Source organism: Flagellimonas flava, from assembly GCF_050617915.1.
Classification (GTDB): Bacteria; Bacteroidota; Bacteroidia; order Flavobacteriales; family Flavobacteriaceae; genus Flagellimonas; species Flagellimonas flava_A.
In genome coordinates this window covers 928,475-951,950 of record NZ_JBODQE010000001.1, presented here as the reverse complement: position 1 = coordinate 951,950, position 23,476 = coordinate 928,475, and the positions used below count along the sequence as shown (strand labels likewise).

The 23,476-nt window shown below is 41.9% G+C and carries 19 protein-coding genes; 18 read left to right on the top strand and 1 reads right to left on the bottom strand.

Annotated elements, in window-relative coordinates; translation table 11 throughout:
* Positions 1–13 precede the first annotated feature (13 nt).
* The 11 genes from ACRHOZ_RS04345 to ACRHOZ_RS04295 all read left to right on the top strand — a co-directional run bounded on the left by ACRHOZ_RS04345 (position 14) and on the right by ACRHOZ_RS04295 (position 15,970).
* Positions 14–1,609, top strand: coding sequence for a solute:sodium symporter family transporter (locus ACRHOZ_RS04345; RefSeq protein ID WP_431122774.1), 1,596 nt, complete (start codon positions 14–16; stop codon positions 1,607–1,609).
* A 45-nt stretch (positions 1,610–1,654) separates the two neighbouring features.
* Positions 1,655–3,133 carry a CoA-acylating methylmalonate-semialdehyde dehydrogenase gene (locus ACRHOZ_RS04340; RefSeq protein ID WP_431122772.1) on the top strand — a complete coding sequence of 493 codons (1,479 nt, stop codon included), beginning with the start codon at positions 1,655–1,657 and terminating at the stop codon, positions 3,131–3,133.
* 11 nt (positions 3,134–3,144) lie between these two features.
* Positions 3,145–4,050, top strand: a complete 906-nt coding sequence (locus ACRHOZ_RS04335; RefSeq protein WP_431122770.1) for a TIM barrel protein — start codon at positions 3,145–3,147, stop codon at positions 4,048–4,050.
* Positions 4,050–5,054: an inositol 2-dehydrogenase gene (gene iolG, locus ACRHOZ_RS04330; protein WP_431122767.1), complete on the top strand. Its 1,005-nt coding sequence runs from the start codon at positions 4,050–4,052 to the stop codon at positions 5,052–5,054. Before ACRHOZ_RS04335 ends, iolG begins: the two co-directional genes overlap by 1 nt.
* 25 nt (positions 5,055–5,079) lie before the next feature.
* Complete coding sequence (locus tag ACRHOZ_RS04325; protein ID WP_431122765.1) at positions 5,080–6,783, top strand: GMC oxidoreductase; 1,704 nt, start codon at positions 5,080–5,082, stop codon at positions 6,781–6,783.
* Positions 6,784–6,786: 3 nt separating this feature from the next.
* Positions 6,787–7,380, top strand: coding sequence for a gluconate 2-dehydrogenase subunit 3 family protein (locus tag ACRHOZ_RS04320; RefSeq protein WP_431122763.1), 594 nt, complete (start codon positions 6,787–6,789; stop codon positions 7,378–7,380).
* Between the two features lie 211 nt (positions 7,381–7,591).
* Positions 7,592–8,191 (top strand): RNA polymerase sigma-70 factor, encoded by a 600-nt coding sequence (locus ACRHOZ_RS04315; protein WP_431122761.1) that lies wholly within the window; start codon positions 7,592–7,594, stop codon positions 8,189–8,191.
* A 49-nt stretch (positions 8,192–8,240) separates the two neighbouring features.
* Positions 8,241–9,404: a FecR family protein gene (locus ACRHOZ_RS04310; protein ID WP_431122758.1), complete on the top strand. Its 1,164-nt coding sequence runs from the start codon at positions 8,241–8,243 to the stop codon at positions 9,402–9,404.
* A 142-nt stretch (positions 9,405–9,546) separates the two neighbouring features.
* Positions 9,547–12,882 carry a TonB-dependent receptor gene (locus ACRHOZ_RS04305; RefSeq protein ID WP_431122756.1) on the top strand — a complete coding sequence of 1,112 codons (3,336 nt, stop codon included), beginning with the start codon at positions 9,547–9,549 and terminating at the stop codon, positions 12,880–12,882.
* Between the two features lie 18 nt (positions 12,883–12,900).
* Complete coding sequence (locus ACRHOZ_RS04300; protein WP_431122755.1) at positions 12,901–14,655, top strand: RagB/SusD family nutrient uptake outer membrane protein; 1,755 nt, start codon at positions 12,901–12,903, stop codon at positions 14,653–14,655.
* 208 nt (positions 14,656–14,863) lie between these two features.
* The gene (locus tag ACRHOZ_RS04295; RefSeq protein ID WP_431122752.1) at positions 14,864–15,970 is read left to right on the top strand and encodes an alkaline phosphatase; all 1,107 of its coding nucleotides are present in this window, start codon (positions 14,864–14,866) and stop codon (positions 15,968–15,970) included.
* Between the two features lie 174 nt (positions 15,971–16,144).
* Here the strand turns inward: ACRHOZ_RS04295 and ACRHOZ_RS04290 are convergent, their stop codons facing one another.
* The gene (locus ACRHOZ_RS04290; protein ID WP_431122750.1) at positions 16,145–16,780 is read right to left on the bottom strand and encodes a CAP domain-containing protein; all 636 of its coding nucleotides are present in this window, start codon (positions 16,778–16,780) and stop codon (positions 16,145–16,147) included.
* A gap of 1,090 nt (positions 16,781–17,870) precedes the next feature.
* Here ACRHOZ_RS04290 and ACRHOZ_RS04285 point away from each other — a divergent pair.
* From ACRHOZ_RS04285 to ACRHOZ_RS04255, 7 genes are all read left to right on the top strand, one after another.
* Complete coding sequence (locus ACRHOZ_RS04285) at positions 17,871–18,206, top strand: single-stranded DNA-binding protein (protein WP_431122747.1); 336 nt, start codon at positions 17,871–17,873, stop codon at positions 18,204–18,206.
* Positions 18,207–18,281: 75 nt separating this feature from the next.
* The gene (locus ACRHOZ_RS04280) at positions 18,282–18,731 is read left to right on the top strand and encodes a JAB domain-containing protein (RefSeq protein WP_431122744.1); all 450 of its coding nucleotides are present in this window, start codon (positions 18,282–18,284) and stop codon (positions 18,729–18,731) included.
* A 10-nt stretch (positions 18,732–18,741) separates the two neighbouring features.
* Positions 18,742–18,939: a hypothetical protein gene (locus ACRHOZ_RS04275; protein WP_431122742.1), complete on the top strand. Its 198-nt coding sequence runs from the start codon at positions 18,742–18,744 to the stop codon at positions 18,937–18,939.
* A gap of 368 nt (positions 18,940–19,307) precedes the next feature.
* Entirely contained in the window at positions 19,308–19,700 is a 393-nt protein-coding gene (locus ACRHOZ_RS04270; protein ID WP_431122740.1) for a BfmA/BtgA family mobilization protein, read from the top strand.
* Positions 19,700–20,749, top strand: coding sequence for a MobB family relaxase (gene mobB / locus ACRHOZ_RS04265; protein ID WP_431122737.1), 1,050 nt, complete (start codon positions 19,700–19,702; stop codon positions 20,747–20,749). The genes ACRHOZ_RS04270 and mobB overlap by 1 nt, the downstream gene beginning before the upstream one ends.
* On the top strand, positions 20,749–22,341 hold the full coding sequence (locus ACRHOZ_RS04260; protein ID WP_431122735.1) for a type IV secretory system conjugative DNA transfer family protein: 1,593 nt from the start codon (positions 20,749–20,751) through the stop codon (positions 22,339–22,341). Before mobB ends, ACRHOZ_RS04260 begins: the two co-directional genes overlap by 1 nt.
* 287 nt (positions 22,342–22,628) lie before the next feature.
* On the top strand, positions 22,629–23,432 hold the full coding sequence (locus ACRHOZ_RS04255; RefSeq protein ID WP_431122733.1) for a LytTR family transcriptional regulator DNA-binding domain-containing protein: 804 nt from the start codon (positions 22,629–22,631) through the stop codon (positions 23,430–23,432).
* Positions 23,433–23,476 lie beyond the last annotated feature (44 nt).

Sequence of the window (23,476 nt, the reverse complement as noted above, 5' to 3'; positions counted from 1 at the left end):
AACAACCAACCCTATGGATGCCAATCTAGCCATTACGCTTCTTTCCTTCCTGCTTTTTACCGGGGGAGTTGCCTTTTTTACTTGGTACAATCTTAGAAAAACCAATTTAAACTCTTCAACAGGGTATTTTCTGGGAGGAAGAAGCTTAACTGGCGTGGTCATCGCGGGATCTATGTTGTTGACCAACATTTCCTCCGAACACTTGATCGGGATGAACGGGAATTCCTATGTCAATGGTTTTATTGTTATTGCCTGGGAAGTGACATCTTCAATAGCCTTGGTCATCGCGGCGGTGATTTTTATCCCCAAGTATCTAAAAATGGGCTTGACCACAATCCCCCAATTTTTGGAAAATCGCTTTGACGGTACCACCAGAACCTTGGTGGCCTTGATCTTGATTCTATCTATGGTGGTGACACTCTTACCTATAGTGCTGTACTCTGGTGCTATTGGGATTGAAAGCTTGTTTGGGATTTCAGATGTTCTTGGGGTAAGCAAAACCAAAGGATTATGGATTACCGTGGTTGCGATTGGGGCCATAGGCTCCATTTATGCCATTTTTGGAGGATTGAAAGCAGTTGCTTATTCGGACACTATCAACGGGATTGGCTTATTGGTCGGAGGCATGTTGATTCCCATTTTTGCCCTGTGGGCCATTGGGGATAGCAATATTGTGGATGGATTGGTGAAGGTATACGAGTTTGCACCAGAAAAGTTCAATGTAATCGGGGAAGCGGATTCCGTAATGCCTTTTGAAGTGCTCTTTACAGGATTGATCATCAACCAGCTGTATTTCTGGGGAATGAACCAGACCATTATCCAGCGGGCATTAGGAGCCAAAAATTTAAAGGAGGCCCAAAAAGGACTGCTGTTGACAGGACTTTTTAAAATATTGATTCCCTTGGTCATCATTCTTCCAGGTGTCATTTGCTACTATTATTTTCAGGATTCCTTCTTTGATAATCAGGATGCAGTATATCCAGAATTGGTAAAAAAAGTACTTCCGGTGTGGATGATCGGGTTCTTTGCTGCTGTGATCATGGGGGCGGTATTGAGCACTTTTAATTCGGTGTTGAATTCCATCGCCACCCTTTTCAGTGTTGGAATCTATAAAAGACATATCGATAAAAAGGCCTCGGATACCAGCATGGTACGTGTAGGAAAGATTACCTCTGCTGTTTTGGCCATTGCGGCCATCTTTACTGCACCCATGGTGGCCAATGCTTCGGATGGACTTTACCAATTATTGCAGCAATTGAACGGGATTTTCTTTATCCCCATTGCTTCCATTTTGTTGGCAGGTTTCTTTATGAAAAAGGTGTCAGCATTGGGAGCCAAGGTGGCGCTCATTTTTGGCCTGTTCTTTTACATTTTCATGTCCTGGGGTTATACGTCCCATGGCATTCATTTTATACATCTCTGGGGAATCGAGTTTGTGCTGAACGTGATCATCATGTATGCCGTTTCACATTTCAGCCCAAGAAAGAATATGTACGAAGTAACGGATGTAGGTGCTGTTGATTTGGTCACTTGGAAATACACCAAGCCCATGTCCATTGCCTTATGTACGGTAACCGTGTTGATCTATATCCTACTTGGTAACAGTTGACCCTGACATTACAAGAATAAAAACAAATCGTATTTAAGTTTTACAATGAACACTTTAAAGAATTATATAGACGGCGTTTGGACCGAAAGCGTATCAAAACAGACCATTGATGTGTTGAATCCTGCCAATCAGGAAGTCCTGGCAACCGTGCCTTTTGGCAATGAAACGGCCCAAGACATGCAAAATGCCATTGAAAAGGCGCATCAAGCCTATTTGGAATGGAAGGATGTCCCCACGATGAGAAGGGTACAGCCGCTTTTCAAACTAAAGACCCTTCTGGAAGATCACAGTGAGGAAATCGCCAAGTTGATTACCAATGAATGTGGAAAGACCTATGCGGAATCTTTGGGGGAACTGCAACGGGCCATTGAAAATGTGGAAGTTGCCTGTGGTACGTATGTGATGGCACAATCCGAGTTTTCGGAAAACATTGCCAACGGTATTGATGAATTTATGATCAGGCAACCCTTGGGAGTTTGTGGATGTATTACCCCATTCAACTTTCCGGGGATGATTCCTTTCTGGTTTTTGCCCTATGCCATAGCCACTGGAAATGCCTTTGTCATCAAACCTTCCGAAAAGGTTCCGATGACCATGCAGTATGTCTTTGAACTCATCGATGAAAAATTGGATCTGCCCAAGGGATTGTTAAGCTTGGTGCATGGGGGTAAAGATGCCGTGGATGCCATGTTGCAGCATCCCAAGGTAAAGGCCATCAGCTTTGTGGGATCTACAAATGTGGCCAAGTACATTTATTCCGAAGGAACCAAGTACGGTAAGCGGGTGCAAGCCCAAGGCGGAGCTAAAAATCCAGTGGTGATTATGCCAGATGCCGACGTGGATATGACAACGCAAATCATCATTGATTCTGTTTATGGGTGCGCGGGTCAGCGCTGTTTGGCGGCCTCTGTGATCATTCCAACAGGGGACAACAAACGACAATTTACCGAAGCCTTGGTAGAAGCGGCCAAATCCAGGAATGTTGGCTATGGCCTGGATTCGGGAGTGGAAATGGGCCCCGTAATTACCCCGGAGAGCAAACAAAGAATTGAAGGATTGATTCAAAAAGGACAGGATGAAGGGGGGAACCTTTTGTTGGATGGAAGGAATGCCAAAATATCCGGCTATGAAAAAGGGAATTTCGTAGCACCAACCATCTTGGAAGGGGTGCCTTTGCAGGGTGAGATTATCAATACAGAAATATTTGGTCCCGTAATGAGTTTGGTGAATTTTGATGAGTTGGACCAAACCATTGATTTTATTAACCAAGGACGGTATGGAAATATGGCCTGTATTTTCACCAGGGATGGACTTGCCGCACGAAAATTTAGGAGTGAAGTGATGGCTGGAAATGTGGGTATCAACATTGGTGTTGCCGCCCCGGTAGCACAATTCCCATTTTCTGGGTGGAAGGAATCCTTCTTTGGGGATCTGCACGGACAGGGGAGACATGCCATTGAGTTCTTTACACAGACCAAGGTGGTCATAGAACGCTGGCCGAAGAACTGGAGTCGTAAATTTTAAAGCTGTTAAGAATGATCAAGATTGCAAATGCTCCGTGCTCGTGGGGCGCCTTGGAATTCGATTTGGAAGAAAAATCCGAAGAGATTGGTTTTGAACAGGTTTTGGATGAAATCAAGGAGACGGGTTATGTAGGAACCGAACTTGGGGATTGGGGCTATATGCCAACTACTCCAAGTTTGTTGCGGCAAGAAGTGGACAAGCGAGGATTGCAATTGTTGGGTGCTTTTGTGCCTGTGGCCTTGGCCGATCCTACCAAACATGAGCAAGGGATAACAACGGCCTTAAAAACCGCCGAACTCATGTATCAGGCGGGTTATAAAAATGCGTTCATCGTTTTGGCGGATGACAACGGAACTGTACCGGAGCGCACGAAAAATGCTGGAAGGATCTCCCCACAAATGGGACTTACGAAGGAGCAATGGGAACACTATGCCAAGGGAGCCAATCATATCGCCAAAATTGTGAAGGACACCTTTGGAATCCGGACGGTTTTCCATCATCATTGTGCGGGATATATAGAAACTCCGGAAGAAATAGATAAACTCATGTCGTTGACGGATCCTGAACTATTGGGACTATGCTTGGATATGGGTCATTACGCCTTTGGCGGAGGAAACCCCATGGAAGCGTTGAAGAAGTATTCCAACCGAATCTGGCATGTGCATTTCAAGGATTTTGATCCTGAAATAGCTCAATTGTCAAGAGAAGGTCAAGGGGATTATTTTGATGCCATAAAAAGAGGGGTGTTCTGCAAGCTTGGTGATGGGGCAGTTGATTTTAAGGAGATAGTGGATCATTTAAACGAAATAGGGTATTCTGATTGGATTGTTGTGGAACAGGATATACTGCCGGGAATGGGACATCCAAAAGCCTGTGCACAGGCCAATAGGGATTATATAAAAACATTGGGTTTGTAATGGATAAATTGAGATTTGCAGTCGCTGGACTGGGTCGTATCGGCAAGATACATTTGGACAACCTGTTGCACATGGATAATGTGAAGGTTGTTGCGGTTACGGATCCGCAAAAAGAATCGATGCAGTACGCGAAGGATTTAGGCATTCCAACGGTAGCTACCTATGAAGATTTGTTGGGGTATCCAGAAGTGGATGCCATCATTATTTGCACCCCAACAGATACTCATGCAGCTTATGTGGAGAAGGCCGCCATTGCCGGGAAACATGTTTTTTGTGAAAAACCCCTGGACTTGGACCTGAAACGTGTTGTAGAGGTCCTGGAAATAGTGGAAAAGACGCAGGTCAACCTTATGATTGGATTTAACCGAAGGTTTGACCCGGAATTTACAAAAGTAAAGGACTCTGTAAAGAGTGGTCAGGTGGGAGAACCACATTTGGTTAAAATAACGAGCCGTGATCCAGGGGCTCCTCCGGTCTCTTACATAGAACAATCTGGAGGCCTTTTCTTGGACATGACCATTCACGATTTTGATATGGCTCGCTTTGTTGTTGGGAAGGAAGTGAAGGAGGTTTATGCCAAAGGAGCTGTGTTAGTGGATGAAGCCATAGGAAAGGCAGGAGATATTGACACCGCTATTGTTACCCTTACCTATGCAGATGGTACCATGGCGGTCATTGACAACAGTCGGGAAGCGGCATATGGATATGACCAGCGCGTAGAGGTTTTTGGGTCTGAAGGAATGGTGCAGGGCAACAATAATTTACTGAACAACCATAGGCTGTACAACAAGGACGGGATTCACGGCGCATTGCCCCTGCATTTTTTCTTGGAGCGCTATGCGCAAGCCTATAAAGCGGAAATGCAAAGTTTTGTGGATGCCCTTACTGGTGATTGCGATATCCCGGTTGGGGGAGAGGATGGATTATTGTCGTTGAAGATTGGTCTGGCAGCTAAAAAGTCGTTGCAAGAAAATAGACCGGTACAACTGGAAGAAATAAAATAATGTGTTTGAATAGAGTTTGGATTATATGAGCAATTTGAATTTAAAATCAAAAGAACAGAACACCTATGATGCCATTGTAATTGGTTCTGGAATAAGTGGAGGTTGGGCCGCAAAGGAACTATGTGAAAAAGGTCTGAAGACACTTGTGCTTGAACGTGGAAGAAATGTGGAACATATCAAAGATTATGTAACGGCCCATAGTGATCCTTGGAACTCCGAAGAACGATTTGCCTTAAGTGTTGCTGAAAAAGAACAACAGCACAAACAGGTAAATACTGGAATAGATGGAACCAACAAGCACTTCTTTGTAAACGATATTGAAAACCCATACATTGAGGACGAGGCCTTCCATTGGATAAGGGGCTATCATGTTGGGGGAAGATCCCTGACTTGGGGTCGGCATTCATACCGTTTAGGCGACTTGGATTTTGAAGCTAATGCCAAAGAGGGTATAGGAGTGGATTGGCCCATAAGGTATAAAGACATTGAACCTTGGTACGATTATGTTGAAAAATACATAGGAGTGAGCGGTTCCAATCTTGGCCTAAAACAATTGCCAGATCAGCAGTTGATGCCCCCTATGGAGTTGAATTGTGTGGAAAAACACCTGCAACAAAGCTTGGCTGAACACTATGGGAATAGGGTGCTCACAACTGGAAGGGTAGCGCATGTTACCCAAAGACATAATGGACGGGGTCCATGTCAGTTTAGAAATAGATGCAGTAGGGGATGCCCTTTTGGTGCATATTTTAGTAGCAATGCGGTTACTCTACCAGCAGCGGAGAAAACCAACAATATGACATTAAGACCGCATTCCATAGTCAATTCCATTATTTATGACAATGATTTGGGCAAAGCCACCGGCGTGAGGGTAATTGATGAACAAAGCGGGGAAATGCTGGAATTTTATGGCAAAGTCATCTTCTGCAATGCCTCAGCGTTGGGGTCAACTTTTATTTTGCTAAACTCCACCTCGGAGCGTTTTCCTGACGGAATGGGCAATGATAGTGGGCAATTGGGGCACAATTTAATGGACCATCACTTTATGGTGGGAGCCAAGGCCAAGTCAGAGGGATTTGAGGATAAATATTACAAGGGCAGAAGACCCAATGGTATCTATATTCCACGATATAGAAATGTGGATGAAAAATCAAAGGTGGACTCCTTTGTGAGAGGATATGGGTATCAAGGTGGAGCCATGAGACAAGGATGGGGAAGAGGTGTTAACGACAAATCCTTTGGTACCGATTTTAAAGAAAGTTTGTTTAAACCAGGGCCTTGGGAAATGTTCTTGGTAGGTTTTGGAGAACATCTACCGGATTACGACAATCATGTTTATATCAATACCACGAAACAAGACAAATATGGTCAGCCCGTTTTGGGCATTAACTGCAAGTTTGGATCCAACGAGATTGCGATGCGGAAGCAAATGGAAATTGATGCCGTGGAAATGTTGGATAAGGCGGGTATGAAAGACATCAAACCATTTAATCAAGATCCGGTTCCCGGTCTAGGTATTCATGAAATGGGAACGGCACGCATGGGAAGGGATGCCAAGACCTCCGTACTAAACGGGAACAACGCCATCCATGCCGTGCCCAATGTGTATGTAACTGATGGAGCCTGCATGACCTCCTCGGCATGCCAGAATCCATCATTGACCTATATGGCTCTTACTGCAAGGGCGGCCAATCATGCGGTGGAACAGTTAAAAAAGAAAAATATCTAAACCATGTACAGACGCGAGGCATTAAAGAAAACGGCAATGGGAATGGGAATTGTACTTTCCGGAAGTACGGTTTCGGCTATTCTAAAAAGTTGTTCTCCTTCCAATTTGGGATGGACTCCCAAGGTTTTTTCGAAGGAACAAGCGGTTGCTGTAGCAAACCTACTGGATGTGATCATTCCGGAAACCGAGACCCCAGGGGCTCTAAGTCTTCTAGTGGATCGTTTTGTGGATGCTATAATAGACCTGACCTATACCGATGATGATAAAGAAGTTTTTCTGCAACAGCTGAATCACTTCGGCAATACAATAGCGGACAAATATGGTAAAACACTTCAAAAGTGCTCCCAAGAAGAGAAGGAGGAAATAGTTCGGGAACTGGAAGAAGACTCACTGCCGTTTCCCGATCAGGTATGGGGAAAACTTATTGTTCCTCCTTACAAGGTGAATTTCTATAGAAAAATGAAAAGCATAGCAATGCTTGGATACTATAGCTCGGAAGAGGTTGGCAAGAATATTTTTAATTATGACCCCATACCGGGTAAGCAAGAAGGTTGTATACCGCTAAAAGACATTGGAAATGCCTGGACGGAAGGATAGATTTATGCTGCAGTAATGGTTTATTGGTTTAAACATGAAACTCGGATAAAATGTAATTGATGGTATAGTAATATTAGACCCGAACAGATAACTTTTTGGTTACCTCAAATAGTAACGGGAAAGGTAGTTTTACAGCTCAATCATGCTAAATCAGAGACTGGTTTAACAACTGATTTATGGAGACATTATAGAAATAGAACAAACTGGTTTTTTGGAAAGTCGTAGCATAAATATCAATGCAAATTCTTTTATCCTTCTTCTAAGGAAGGGGGACAATAGGGCTTTTGAAACTTTGTTTCGATTGTACTACGACAAGCTCTTTCACATTGCCAAGGGATACCTGGATAGTTATGAAGATGCTGAGGGAGTAGTACAAAATACTTTTCTGAAGATTTGGGAGTATAGATCAAAGCTGGAAGTGTCCACCAACTTGAACGGGTATCTTTATGCGATGACCAAAAATGCCTGCTTGGATCATTTGAAACATCAAAAAATCAAGAACAGTTATATTGACCTTCGTCAGCATAAAAAAAGAATGATCCAATACCAGTTTTTAAAGGATGAAGCAGCGTCCCTGCTCTTGAAAAATGAGTTGGAGCGAAAAATAATCCAAGGGTTGGATCTACTTCCCGAAAAATGTAAAAAAGTCTTCGTAAAAAGTAGAATGGAAGGCTTAAAACACCACGAGATAGCCAAATTGATGGGCATTTCGAAAAGAACCGTGGACAACCATATTGCCAATGCCTTAAGGCATATGAGACTTCATTTAAGGGAATTTTTGTCCCTTATTTTCATAATTCTTCTGAAATAGACTAGGTATACTTCACGGTTGAATCGTCTTTATTATATAGGCGATTTTTATGAGCACCGAAGAAATTCTAAAATACATCAAGGGAGATGCTTCAACTGAAGAAGCCAAGCAAGTTGAAGATTGGATTATTTCCTCCGATCGGAATGCAAAAAAGTACAACCTGCTGAAATCCCAATTTATTGCGGCCACTTTTGATCAAACCTCTGAAGAGGTTGAGGTTGGGAAGGAATACGAAACCTTCAGCAAAAAGGCCCAAAAGCTCAAGAGGATTCAAGGGTTGAGATCCTTGTTGAAATATGCAGCTTCCATCATTTTTGTGCTGGGGACTGGCTATATTCTGTACACCGCCAACTTGAATGATAATGAAACCATTCCGATTCCCGAGAATGCCATAACGCTCGAAACCGGGGATAACAATATCATGGTCATTTCCGAAGATGGAACCGCAAAAGTCCTAGACAAACAAGGAAATATTGTGGGGGCACAGTCCGGATCCAAACTGGTCTATGACAACACATCAGAATTGGAAGAATTGGTATACAATACACTTACAGTGCCCTACGGAAAGACCTTTGACTTGGAACTTTCCGATGGAACCAAAGTGACATTGAATGCAGGGAGTTCCATAAAATATCCCGTCAAATTCCTTAAAGAGGCTAATAGGGAGGTTTTTTTGATTGGGGAAGCCTTTTTTGATGTAGCTCATGATGCGGAACATCAATTTGTGGTGAATGCGGATCAGATGAACATTACCGTCCTGGGCACCAAATTCAATGTTTCATCTTATCCGGAAGATACGATGGTCAACGCGGTTTTGGTAGAAGGTTCCGTTCAAATTTCACCTGTGGATGAAGAACAAAATATGAAGACCAATACCCAGTTGGAACCAGGCTTTAAAGCTTCGTTGGAAAAAAGCAATGGCCAGGTTACTGTTGATGAGGCTGACATTTCGCTTCACACGGCTTGGATCAATGGTAAAATAGTTTTTCGTCACACCCCATTTAAAAACATTGTCAAAAAATTGGAACGCCATTATAATGTAGAAATCATCAACAATAATCAGCTACTGGACGATGAAGTGTTCACGGCCAGTTTTGATATTGAAACCATAGAGGAAGTAATGGCAACGTTCAGCAAGACATATCCGATACATTATCAATACAACGAAATCAAACAACTAGTAATCAACTCAAACGAAACGCCTATGAATTAAACCAACGGTAGAAAGAACAACACAATACCAAACAAGTTAACCTAATCACACTTGTAAACACAAAAAAACCGGGAAATGGGCCAGCATTCCCCGATTGGAAAGGTGATTAAATTAATTAACCACACAATACATTGATAAAAATATGAAAAAACGAATCAAGCTAGGGAACGTGCGTCCCTTTAGACTAAAATTCGACCTCAAAATGAAACTCACTACTTTTTTATTGATAGTTGCTTTGTTTCAAATCCATGCTAATGAATCTTACGCGCAAAAGACAAGGATTTCATTAAATGTGGAAAGCATTAGTCTGGAAAAAGCATTGGACAGAATAGAATCCATGACGGAATTTAAGTTTCTGTACAATGACAGAGAGGTGAACTATACCAAATTGGTCAGCGTTAAGGCCAATAAAAAAAAGGTTTCCACAATTTTGGAAAGGCTTTTGAAAGATACTGATGTAATTTTCGAAGTATACGGGAAACAAATCGTATTAAGAAAAAAGGATGTCGAAGAAACCATCCAACCGGAAGAAAAAGCACCCGTCCCCGTTGAGGAAAAGACCGTACAGTTTGCGGTCAGCGGACAGGTAGTGGACGAAACGGGGCAACCTTTGCCAGGAGCCAATATTTTGGAGAAGGGAACCACCAACGGCGTACAATCCGATTTTGATGGGAATTTTTCCATTGAGGTGGCTGAAGATGCAGTTCTCCAAATTTCCTTTATCGGATATGCCACCAAGGATGTTGCCGTTCAAGGGCAATCCACCATTAGAATACAGTTGGCACCGGACGCCACCCAATTGGATGACATTGTCGTGGTAGGTTACGGGGTTCAACGAAAATCGGACATTACTGGTGCAATTGCCTCCGTAAAGAGCGAGAACTTCAATAAGGGGGTTGTTGCCAATCCAGGGCAATTGTTGCAAGGTAAAATGGCTGGTGTAAATGTAACCAGTGTAAGTGGGGAACCAGGTGCGGCGCAGAATATTATCATTAGAGGTGTTGGAAGTTTGAGATCGGGTACAACGCCTTTGTTTGTTGTTGATGGTTTTATCATTGACAATTCTGGAATTGGGGTAGCCGCGGGAGCCAATCCTTTAAACTTTATCAACCCGCAGGACATTGAGTCCATTGATGTCTTGAAAGATGCCTCCGCTGCGGCCATCTACGGAGCAAGGGCTGCCAACGGGGTAATCGTTATCACCACTAAAAAAGGCCAGGGTGGCAAATCGGAAATCAATCTTTCGGTCTCAACCGCCATGTCTACCATAGCTAACCCAATGGACGTTTTCAGTGCCAATCAATTTAGGGAGCAAGTGGTTGCCGTTGGTGGTATCCTGGATGATCAAGGAGCCAATACGGATTGGCAGGATGAGTTGACTAGAACGGGGATTTCCAAAAACATCAACCTGTCTATGAGCGGTGGTGTTGCTAACCAATCTTCTTACTTTGTGTCTGCAGGGGTGGACGATCAAGAAGGTACTTTGAACAATAGTTCTTTAACGAGATATTCAGGCAGGGTAAACCTGACCCAAAAGGCCTTGGATGGACGTTTTAATGTAGCTTTTAATCTAACCGCCTCTAGAACGGTGAACGACAGACCTGATGATAGGGCTATTGTCAGGGACATGTTGGAATTGAATCCAACTATTCCGGTTTTTACCAATGGAGAGCCCACTTTTCTGGACGAACGTTTAAATCCAATTCTTAGAAACCGAATTTTTGCAGATCGAGCCAACAGTAACCGAATTTTGGCCAATATTGCTCCATCTTACGAAATTATTAAGGGATTGACCTATAAACTTAATCTTGGGGTGGATTATTCATCTACGAACCGGGATGTGCAGCAAACCCCATTTGCTTTGTTGGAAGGTTCGGAGAATGGTTTTCTAACAACATCGGCTACGATTAACACCAATACCTTGATAGAGAATACATTGACCTATAACTACAACAATGATAAGCACAATGTGACCGTATTGGCGGCTCACTCCTATCAAGAAACCAAATTGGAACAAAAAAGTTTCGGATTGGAGGGCTTTGCGGATAATGGTATTGAACCAAGGTATCAGGATCAAATCAGTACAGATATTTTTCCAACAACATTGAATTCGGTAGCCTTTAAGGCCGAGTTGCAGTCCTTCTTTGTCCGATTGAATTATACCTATGCGGATAAGTACTTATTGACAGCCACCATGCGTGCGGATGGATCTTCAAGATTTGGGGAGAACAACAAATATGGATACTTTCCTTCCGTGGCGTTGGGTTGGAACATTACCCGTGAGGATTTTATGGATGGGAATGGTGTTTTCAATAATTTGAAACTCCGTGCCAGTTGGGGGCAAACGGGAAATCAGGATGGTATACCCAGCAACGTGAGTTTGGCAAGTTTTGTGGACTCCAGGACAGAAAATGACACCTATCCTTTGGATGGGGACGAAGTTACCCTGGATGACTATCCTTTTGGAACTGTGCCTGTTCGTACGGCATTCCCTGATCTAAAATGGGAAGTCTCCACCCAAACAAACATTGGTTTGGACTTTGGTCTTTTTGGCAATAAGGTTACCGGGACATTGGACTACTTTAACAAGGTAGTAACCGATGTGGTACTTTTTGCAAACCGTACGGATCCGATTCAACCTACCGAAAAAATCTGGACCAATATTCCAGAGATGGAAATCATCAATAATGGTGTTGAGCTGTCCTTGGATTATAGAGGCAGTTTCAGCGAGGATTTCACATATAACATTGGCGGTAACATTTCATATACCAACAACAAGGTTGAAAACTCCCCTTTTGAAGTGTTGACCACGGGTGGGGCCGTAGGTGCCGGTCAAACCGGGGCCACCATCAATGGTTATATCAATGGTGAACCGGTTGGAACCTTCTATATGAAGGACTTTATTGGAATTGGGGATGATGGGTTAAACCAGTTTAGGGACATTAACGGGGATGGTGTATCCTTGGATAATGATAGATTGGCCGTTGGGAGTGCCTTACCTGACATCATCTACGCATTCTATCTCAATTTTAATTATAAAAACTTGGATTTAGGGTTCAACTTTAATGGGGTATCTGGTAACAAGATCTACAACCATACCGCCATGACCATCTTTTCTAGTAGTCAACTTAGTAGAAACTTGAATACGACAGCTTTTGCCGTTGAGTTTCCCAATGAGGACCTTAGCAATTCCAACGAAGTTTCCACTAGATATTTGGAAGATGGAAGTTTCCTAAGATTGAACAACGCTACCTTGGGTTACAACTTGGCTCCTGAAAAACTCGGACTTGATGAGTTGGTAAAGGATATACGCTTTACGTTAACTGGCCAAAATCTCTTCGTAATTACGGATTATTCCGGTTTTGATCCAGAGCTTAACTCAGGGAATACGTTGGATGGGATTCAAACCTTCGGAATTGATCGTTTTACCTACCCCTCGCCCAGAACGTTGCTGTTGGGATTAAATGTGTCATTTTAATAAAAAATTGTTGAGAAGATGAAAAATAGAATTTTATATATAGCCATTACGTTAAGCGCCTTGCTAAATTGGAATTGTACCGATTTGGAAGAAGAAAGACTGGATGAGTCTGAATTTGGAGGTCAGGCGGAAATTGTGAGTGGTGCCATTGCGCCGGCCTACGGGTATATTTCTTGGACATGGAGGCACACCAATTATTATGGACTTCAATTGATTGCTTCAGATGAGGCCGTTTTACCTTTTCGTGGGGGGACGGATTGGTTTGATGGTGGTAAGTTTATAGCCACCCATACCCATGCCATCACGCCAACCAACGATTTGGTCGGGGATAGCTGGAACGAACTGACAACCAATATTTCCAGAACACTGGCGGCCATTGAGGTATTAAGACCCCTGGCGGAAAATGGGGATTCCGAAGCCCAAGGGGCATTGTATGAAATGATTGCCTTGAGAGGTTATCTAAATATGTTGCTGTTGGATAGCTGGGGCTTGGTGCTCCGGAAAGAATCCTCTGCGGAATTGTCCGAGGTTCTTCGAGGACAGGAAGCAGTGGACTATATTGAGGCGGAACTCATGTCTGTTGTGGATGCCATTAACACCAATAGAGGTCCGGGTAGAATTACCCAGGCCGCGGTTTGGGGCTTTTTGGCACGATTGCATTTGAATGCTGCCGTGTACCGTGACCCATATGGTACTCCAAATTTTACTACGGAGGACATGAACGCTGTGATCACCTATACGGATAACATCATTAATTCAGGTGGATTTAGTTTATCTCCAGAATATTTTGATTTGTTCAATGATGATAACAACAGCAATAGTGAGCTGATATTTGCCTTGGATCAAAGAGGGCAGTTAAGAAGGGAGCACAGTCGCTGGGCTTATTGGTCCATTGCCGGATCCATGTTCCCAAGACCCGAATTTCCAAGTGCTGACGGCACGGACGGGCCTGCAATTACGGTGGATTTTTATCAAACTTGGGTGGATGCTTATGGAGCAGTTGACCCTGCAGAAGCCGATGCTAGGTTCTATCAAAGGAATAATATGGTGCCAGATGCCCAGTTGATGGATTTGGAAGGGCGAGAGCCCTTATTGGCTACGGAAACGGATAATAGCTACTACTGTATCGATCCCAATGCATTTGAAATGGATCGGGGAATTTTAAGGGGAATCCAATGGGGGCCTAGAAAAGGAGATGATGGTTCCTTCTTGACCTGTGATGATGGTGTGAGGATTGGCCCCATACAACAAAGAAAGGGTAATGGTCCTGATAGGGATGTAGGTTATGTAGACCATGTCTTGAATGTGAATTTCACTACTGAGGGATCCTTACATAATACGGGCTATCGTGTTTCCAAGTACCAATTTAGCCGCACCTCTCCCAATGGAAACAATTTTAGCAGTGTGGATCTTGTTCTTATGCGTTTGGCCGAAATCTATTTGATGCGGGCCGAGGCCAAACTTAGAAATGGAGATTCTGCCGGCGCCCTGGCCGATGTAAATACCGTAAGAGCTTCAAGAACCGCCCGTCCAGCGCAAACTCCAGAAGGTTTAGCTTCCATTGATGCTGACATTCTTTTTAGGGAGCGTGGATTTGAACTGTACTGGGAAGGTTTTAGGAGAGGTGACCAAATTCGTTTTGGAAAATATGAAGATCCATGGACAGATAAAACGGATAGCGATGCCAACAAAAGACTATTCCCAATACCACAAAGCGCCATTGATGCCGCTTCAGGAATAGAAGGATTCTTGGAACAGAACCAAGGGTATTGATATACACAAGTTGAGTTTGAGTTAGTTTGAGTTAATTGTGGAAAAAGGTGGCCTGGGTTTAGGCCACCTTTTGTTACACATCTTTTGTTTTGTGGAATTATTGAAATCCTGATGGCAATAATTGCTGCACCAAACCAATTTCAACTACTTTTATTCGCCTAAAAAAACAATGACAAATAATTGATTAATTTTTTAAAATCTAAATATAATGATTGGAAAAACCATTCATAAAATAGGACGGTCTTCTGGTTTTGGGATAGCGCTGACACTGTTAATGTTCCTAATATCTATGGGTTTAAAAGCGCAGGAACAGCAAGGTCCAAACAAGGTTATTATGGTAATAGGGGACGGTATGGGGCTTACCCAAATCACCTCTTTATATGAGCTGGGCGGGCAAGATCAATCCAATTTTGAGCGTTTTGACCACATAGGTTTGCTTAGAAACAATGCCAGTGGCCATCGTATTACAGATTCAGCCGCAGGGGCCACGGCCTATGCATGTGGGGTTAAAACGTACAATGGCTCAATAGGTATGGATAGTGACACCCTTATTGTTAAAAATATAGTTGAGGTATTGCCGGATGATAATTGGAATGCAGGATTGGTGGCAACAAGCTCTATTACACACGCGACCCCAGCTTCCTATTTTTCGCACGTTAAATGGCGCAAGCAAGAGGACGATATTGCTAGTTGGATGCACCGATCCAAAGTAGATTTCTTTGCTGGGGGTGGAAAACGGTTTTTCGAAGAAAGACCCGATGGACTAAACTATAGCGACAGTTTGCGCACAAGTGGATTTGAGGTTTCCTACGACTTGAACGAATCCAAACGCTCCGATAAAAAGTTAGCTTACCTTTTGGCTAAGGAAGGAATGCCAAAAATGTCCGAGGGTCGTGGGGATTTTTTACCCAATGCCAGCAAAATGGCGATGGATTACCTTTCAAAAGATGGCAAGAATTTCTTTTTGATGGTTGAAGGTTCACAGATTGACTGGGGAGGCCATGCCAATGACGCCAATTACATTATAACAGAAATGCAGGATTTTGACAAGACATTGGGAGTCATTCTTGACTATGCGGAAAAGGATGGAAACACCCTTGTTGTTGTTACTGCAGATCATGAAACTGGAGGATTTGCTTTGTCATCTGATAAAAACAACTACAATCAAGTGGTAGGAACTTTCTCCACTGGGGGGCACACCTCTACCATGATACCCATTTTTGCATATGGCCCAGGAAGTGCAGAGTTCAATGGGATTTATTCAAATTTTGAAGTTTTCCATAAAATTTTGGGTCTGCTAAAAGTGGACAAATAAACTACAAGTTTGGTAGTTAGCTCATGAGCTGACCAAAACAAAGAAACCTTGCACATCATACAGTTTGCAAGGTTTTTTTTATTTGTGTGGGAATGCTTATTGATAATAAACTAATGTTCAAGCTCGGCACATTCAATCACTTTCATTGGAAACTTAACTTTGACTTTGTTGAGATTAATCATAGTAGTTGACCACGACGCCGTGTCTATCTCTGTCAATGGCAAAGTAGCCAATAGCGACCCGCCTGCTCCTTTCCTCCATCATGGCATGGTAATGTCCACCTTCAGGACCTTCTTGGTAAAACAATTTTGGGACCCACCAGATGGATTTTTCTACCGTACCTTCTGAATCATCACCCCCTCTGCCGCCACCTGCCGCACCTTGGGATCGCCAATCACAACCATCATTCCAATGAAAGGTGTCGTTTTGAGCTGCCAAACGGGCTTCACGCGCAGCACATAATTCATACTCAATGGCTCTGACATAAGGTGGTAATCCATGCTTGGCCCTGTAAAAGTTAATTTGGTTTACCGCGTACTCACCAACATCAACATATCCGCAGTACGGATCGTCAGACATCAACTGCATTTCGCCATTGGCACAAAGATTTTCAGGATTGCCTTCACCATCAGGCGATTCGCCAACCAGAGAGGCGGTAAGCCTAGACTCAACTTCGGCATCATCCATTCCCAAATCAATCAATGGGCTATGCGGTTCTTCATTGGATTTAGAACAGGCCAAGTTGAATAAAACCAAGAAAAGAAAAATGGAAAGCTTTGATGTACCGATTTTGGGAAGTGATTTTTTCATTATAGTGCAATAAGTAGGTTCTAAATAAAAAACGTTTCCTTTCGTTATTTAGTGTTTTGAGGCTGGACTTTGTCTGCAAGCAAATAAGAATGGCGTATGTCCATTATACGCATATAAGAGTCTCGGTGACCGAGGTAGGGTTGTTTCACATACTTTGCACTCCCTCCTGAAAATGCAAGTCCACATGGCTATCGCCCTGTGGTTTTGTCATTTTCTTCAGCTAACGAAAGCCATCGCTTTCAACGCTTCCGGAAAAAACAAAACCCTGCATTTTCATACAGGGTTTGCGCTTTAAGTGACCTCGGCAGGATTTAAACTGCCTTGAGTGACCACGGCAGTATTCAAACTACCTTTTTGTGACCGCGGCAGGGTTCAAACCCTTGCCTTTGTGACCTCCACAGTATTCTAGCTTTCTAGAGTATGTAGAGATTTTATAGGTTCTAAAAACTTCTTTACAAAATCTGTTGACCGAATTGTTGACGGTCTATTTGATTGCAAATGATACCATTTGACTTTCTAATTGTAAAAATAGGAAATCTGTGAAACTTAGCCTCATAATCATTCAGCACATTTCCCTCCATTAAATTTCGAGAAAAGAGCTTCACTGCATATTTCTTGAACACAACACACTCTTTTTTGCTCTCACTCCAGTAAACCACTCCGATGCTCATGGAATGGTCTTTTACTTACCACAAAAAGAGTGTGTTAAGTTCGCTTAAACGGAATTTCATTATTCGTTTTAGATAGCCTTCTGTTTATTCCGAAGCTTCCCGTTATTCATTTTAGGCTCACTTCCGACCCGCCACTGTCCTACCTTTTTTGCTCGCAAAACTACAACATCCGCTGTCGGACGACGGCATAAACCGTTGCGTTGCTCTCCACTTTTTATACGCCTTACCTCCCTCGGATATTGCTTAATCGTCAAGCATCAAAAAAGGTAACAGCGACGGCGCTACGGGAAGTAAATCTAAAATCCGAACAATGAAATCATTTCAAAAAACATATCAAAGACTATCCAAAAAATCAAAAAAGGAAAACGCTCTAGATACAATAAGTAAATCAATTTTTTAATCCTTTAAATTTTAATGTTATGAGTTCTATTCAAAATCATGTACAGTTAATCGGAAACCTTGGGGACGACCCAACAGTAACGAACCTAGACAGCGGGAAAAAAGTAGCCCGGTTATCATTGGCGACCAATGAGAACTACAAGGACAAAGACGGTGAAAAGCAGACTGAAACCAACTGGCACACTGTGGTCGCTTGGGGCAAGACCGCAGAAATCATCGAGAAGTATGCCAACAAAGGCAAGAAAATTGGTGTCGTTGGTAAGCTGAAAACCCGAAGCTATACCGATGACAATGGACACCAACGTTACACAACTGAGGTTGTGGCGAGTGAAATCCTATTGCTGAACGGTAACTAAGTAATGAAAGAGGGTGTACCCGTCGAAAAGATGCACCCTCTTTTTTCATTATCCAACTATTTAAAAAGAAGAACAATGAGGAATAAAGTTAATGAAATAAAGATTAGCTACAAGGGTGGTCTAAAATCGTCTGAGTGGCAAGTAATTTCCAATTCACAGGATGCGGCAGAACTGCTATTCGAGGATTGGGACAAGAACTCGATAAATATCTACGAAACTTTCAAAGTTGTTTTATTGAACAACAGCAATAAGGTCAAAGGGGTGTATCAGATTTCGCAAGGCGGAATAACGGGTGCGCTGGTGGACTTGCGGATTCTCTTTGCAGTCATTTTAAAATCGCTCTCGGTTGCCATTATATTGACACACAATCACCCAAGTGGAAAACTGCTTCCAAGTGAAGCCGACAAAAGATTAACCCAAAAAATCAACAAGGCAGGAAAGCTGTTTGATATTCGACTTTTAGACCATTTGATATTTGCACCTGATGGAGATTACTACAGTTTTGCGGATAACGGAATTCTTTAAAATAAAGGCTATGATTTATCTCAATTTCACCGACCTGAATGGAGAAGCCCAAGAGCGATTACTTGCCAATTCCAAAGAAGATGTAAAGAAAAAATTTGGTAAGGATATGATGGATTACGCCACCAAGCATAATGCCAATTTAGATAAGATGCTTGATGAGGAAGCAATGCGGAACCTCTATTCATATTCTTTTGAATTCAATATTTAATTTGTTCGGCCAGTTGACTGAACATCCATCAAAAAGCCGTAAATTTATAATCTGATTTTCGGCTTTCTTTTTTACGGTTATCCCACCTTTTTGACTTTCACAGGATAACTGCAAACGACCATTTTTTAAGAGATGTAAGCAACTGGCGGTACGCCATGTTGTTCGATGTTTAGTGAGCCTCGGCTCACAAAAAGGAGAAGCAAGAGGGTAACACGCTACGCGGTGTTTCATTTTTGATGCCCTTTCTTAAAGCCCTTTTATTACAAGGGTTTTCAAAGATTTTTAAATTAACTTCTTTAGAAACTGGATTCGTTTTTTACTAAAAAACGCTGTCACCCCTTACAGAATGGCAATTTTTTTACTAAAAAATGGATAGAGAATTTAAAAAAGAGAAGTTTGAGACCCTGAAAATCAAATCCTCGGTAGCTCAAAAATTCAAACGGTACAGCAAGGCAATTTCCAAGTCGCAGTCAATGAGCCTGCTTGCTATGTTAGAGTTTTTTGAAGCTACAGGACTATCCCCTGAAGAACGGCTAGGGCCCAATATCAAGACGCTTGAAAGCTTACTCAAAAAACGCATCAATGCGGTCATTGCCATTGTACGGGATATTGAAAAGAACCAAACCAAACCCACTGTGGCCATGATGCAATCTTTGTTTGTAGGTGTGGAACTTGACAAGAAAGAATTGCTTTTAGAAAAGGACGATAAGGGCAAAGAGCAACCTGTAAAATTTGTAGAACGCAATCAAATGGATTTATAATGTATATCACCATAACCGCACAAAAGATAGATGGCAACTTTTCGCAAAGTGTTGGGGACTTTGTTGCCTATCTGGAAAAAGAAAATGAGCAACTGGACCCATCAGACCTGTCTTCCGACAAGGCAGGAATGGAGCATTTTTTCAATCAATATGGAGAACAAATTTCGGCAGAAGAAGTGACTAAAGCCATTGATAAGAACACGGCCAAATTAAAAAAGCGAGAGCCCAAGTTTTATTCCATAACCGTGAGCCCAAGCACAAGGGAGTTAAGACAAATAGAAAACAATAGAAATGCCTTAAAACGATATACCCGTAGGATAATGAAAGACTATGCAGCTTCCTTTAATCGGGAAATCAATGGTCGAAAGGTAACGGTTGATGATATTCTGTACTTCGCCAAAATTGAACACCAACGCACGTTTAAAGGAACGGACAAGCAGGTTCGGGAGAATCAACCCTTTGCGAATCAAATCTTGGAACTCAAACATCAAATCCGAAGAATATCAGAAGGAAAGGAACTGGGTAACATTCAAAGGCTTCAACGAAAAATAGGGCGATTGGAACACGAAGCTCCACATCAACAAAATGGAAAACGGGTAGTCCAGGGCATGAAGAAAGAAGGCAATCAAAGCCATGTCCATATTATCGTTAGCCGAAAAGACATTTCCAATTCAGTGAGCCTTTCCCCGGGAAGTAAATACAAATCCTCCGAAGTGATGATGAACGGCAAAAAAGTAAAACGGGGTTTTGACCGTGACTCCTTTTTTGCGAAAGCGGAAAAGACCTTTGACAAAACCTTTGGATATAAACGGAACTATGCGGAAAGCTATCGTTCCCGAAAAGATTTCCTGAAAAATCCAAAGCTCTATTTTTCAGTTTTGATGGGGCTACCAGCCAATGAAAAAGCAGTGGCCTTTAAAATTTTGGGGAAATCGGGTGTGCCCATACTCAATATTCCCACCAATAAGGTGCAACTGGCTATTAAAACCTTTAAGCGCTTAAAACGGGGTGTCGATGTTGCGATGCGTTCTGGCTCAATTGGAATTTAATGGTGGCCATTGAATTACATATCATAGGAATATTGCTTGGGTTAGGACTTGTGTTTTGGAGTACGCACAAGCTCTTTCGATATGCCTTTGGTATCAATACGCTGTTAATTCTGATTTTAATTTGGGCAGAATTACAATTGGGCAGATATCAATTCAGTATTGCAAGAATCCTTTTGCTCCTGGGCTGTCCATTGATGCTTTTAAATACGGTTTTATATGTTTTCTTGTCCAAAGAAAATAGCGGTACTTCCAAGGAGCGACCATTTTATGTGCAGCTCAAAACAACAAAACAACCTGTTCATTTAGAGAATATACGGAGAGGCATTTCCATTATTGGTTCGGCGGGTAGTGGTAAGACGGAAAGTGTGGTTTACGGCTTGTTACAGCATTTTGCAAAGCATCAATTCTGCGGAGTCATTCATGATTACAAGGATTTTGAAATCACTGACATGGCATATCCTTTGTTCCATAAGGCTGGAATTGACTTTTATACCATTGCTTTTGACCAAATATACCATCGTGTTAATCCCATTGCTCCCAAGTATTTGCCCAACGAGGAAAGTGTAAACGAAGTGGCACGAGTGCTTATTGAAAATTTATTGGAGCAGAAAGAATCAGGAGCTTTCGGGACGAGTAAGTTCTTTAATGATGCTGCGGAAGGATTGATAGCAGGATTGATATGGAAATTACGTTCTAAGTATAAAAGGTATTGTACGTTGCCACACCTAATAGCCGTTTATCAATTGCTCGATACTGATAGTCTAATTGCCTTTCTAAGCAGCAACCAAATCGCCAAGGCCATGGCCAGCGCATTTATTGGTGGTAAAGATTCTGACAGGCAAACCGCTGGTGTAAAGAGCACCCTGGCCAATGCGCTTAAAAAGATAAGTTCTAAACAATTGTTTATGGCATTGAGCGCTGATGAAGTTCCTCTGAACATAAATGGGCTGGAAAAACCAATGGTAGTTTCCGTGGTCAACAATCCGAAATATGAAACGGCATATTCACCGGCAATAGCCGCCATTATTCACACCATTGCCAAACAAATGAGTGTTCGGAACGAAAATCATTCTTTTCTAATGATGGAAGAAGCCCCAACGATTCGACTGCTCAATATGCACCGTATTCCAGCAACTTTGAGAAGCTATGACATTTGTACGGTTTATGTGATGCAGGATAAAGTACAGAACGATATGATGTATGGTGACAAGGCGAGTCGGGCCATTCTCAGTAACCTTTCCTATCAATTCTTTGGTAAGGTCAATGACCCAGATACCGCCAAATATTATGAGCGTTTTTTTGAAATCATCAAGCGTGAAACCACAAGTATAAATCGTGGCAACAATCTTAATTTTGATACTCGAATTACTACTGGAGAGCGTGAGGTGAGCAAGAATCGAGCAGCTATTTTCTTTAAGCTAAAGCAAGGTGAGTTTATTACTTATGCGGACGGCATGGATAAGAAAGTACAATTCAGAACCCCAAAAATTTTAAAGACTCGCCCTGTTCCTCAAAAGAAATATTCAGAACAAGATATTCTGGAGAATTATGAAAGGATTTTTGAAGAAGTATGGTCAATCTTTAAATCCTGATAGTATATAATAGCATCAGCTTAAATAGCATCAATGTTGTCACGCATCACAATTCTAATCGTCTTTAGTATATAGATAAGACTTAAAATAGGACATGTTTTTTTCTTTTTACGGCCTTAATAGTAAAGAGACGCTATTGGTTAAAGCTTAGGGCTATCAAATTGGGGAAAAAAGTTATACGTTAACCTAGAACTTTTTGTAGTATTTAATCCTGGCTCATTACTTTATTTTGTTTAACTGGTTAACCGTAAAGAGTGTACTCAGATTATTTGAAAACTGTGACCGATATGAAAAATATATTTAATGTAATAAATCGAAATAATCTAGTTCAGCCATCGGACGCAGCAAAATATCATATATGGATAGCGATAGTTTTTAGTGGATGGATTTATTTTTTTCTGGTACTCATTGGTCCTTTTGATATTTTCCCTTTAAAAATGAGTAGAAGGTTGGGAGCTATGCTGCCCTATGCTTTGATTTTTACAGCAGCATATTTAATTATTATCCCTTTGCAGAAATGGTTGTTTAAGCGGCAAAACAAATGGAGTCTTGTACTTGAAGCCTCCAGTATTGTTACCATATTCATCATATGTCTGATTCCTACCTTTATATATTATAAATCTGCATTTATACTTGGGGAGTCCGCGTTTCTTGACTTTAGTTTGCATATGTACCTGCCAACGACGGCGGTTCTAATACCTGCTTTATTTTTTCTTAGAGTCTTATTTTTTCAATCCCTTCTTAAAAGAAGTAATACATTTAATAAAACAATGATTGTTGGAAATAATAGAAAGGATTTATTAAATGTTTCATTTGAAGATTTGATTTGTATAAGAGGAGCTGATAATTATGTAGAAATATATTACTTGAAAGACAAAAACCTTCAAAAAAAAGTAATGCGCTTACCTTTAAAAAAAGCACATCAATTCGCTCCTGATTTAGTCAAAACGCATCGGTCTTATTTAGTTAACACACATCATTTTACCAATTGGAATAAAGATAATTCCTTAGCGCTAACTTGTCTTGATGTCCCAGTTTCGGAAACATACAAGCCTGAATTATTGAAAATATTAAAATTTCCTCCCAAATAGGACCTATTTCACCACTTTTTCTTCATTTGTTTGCCTCGTCTTGT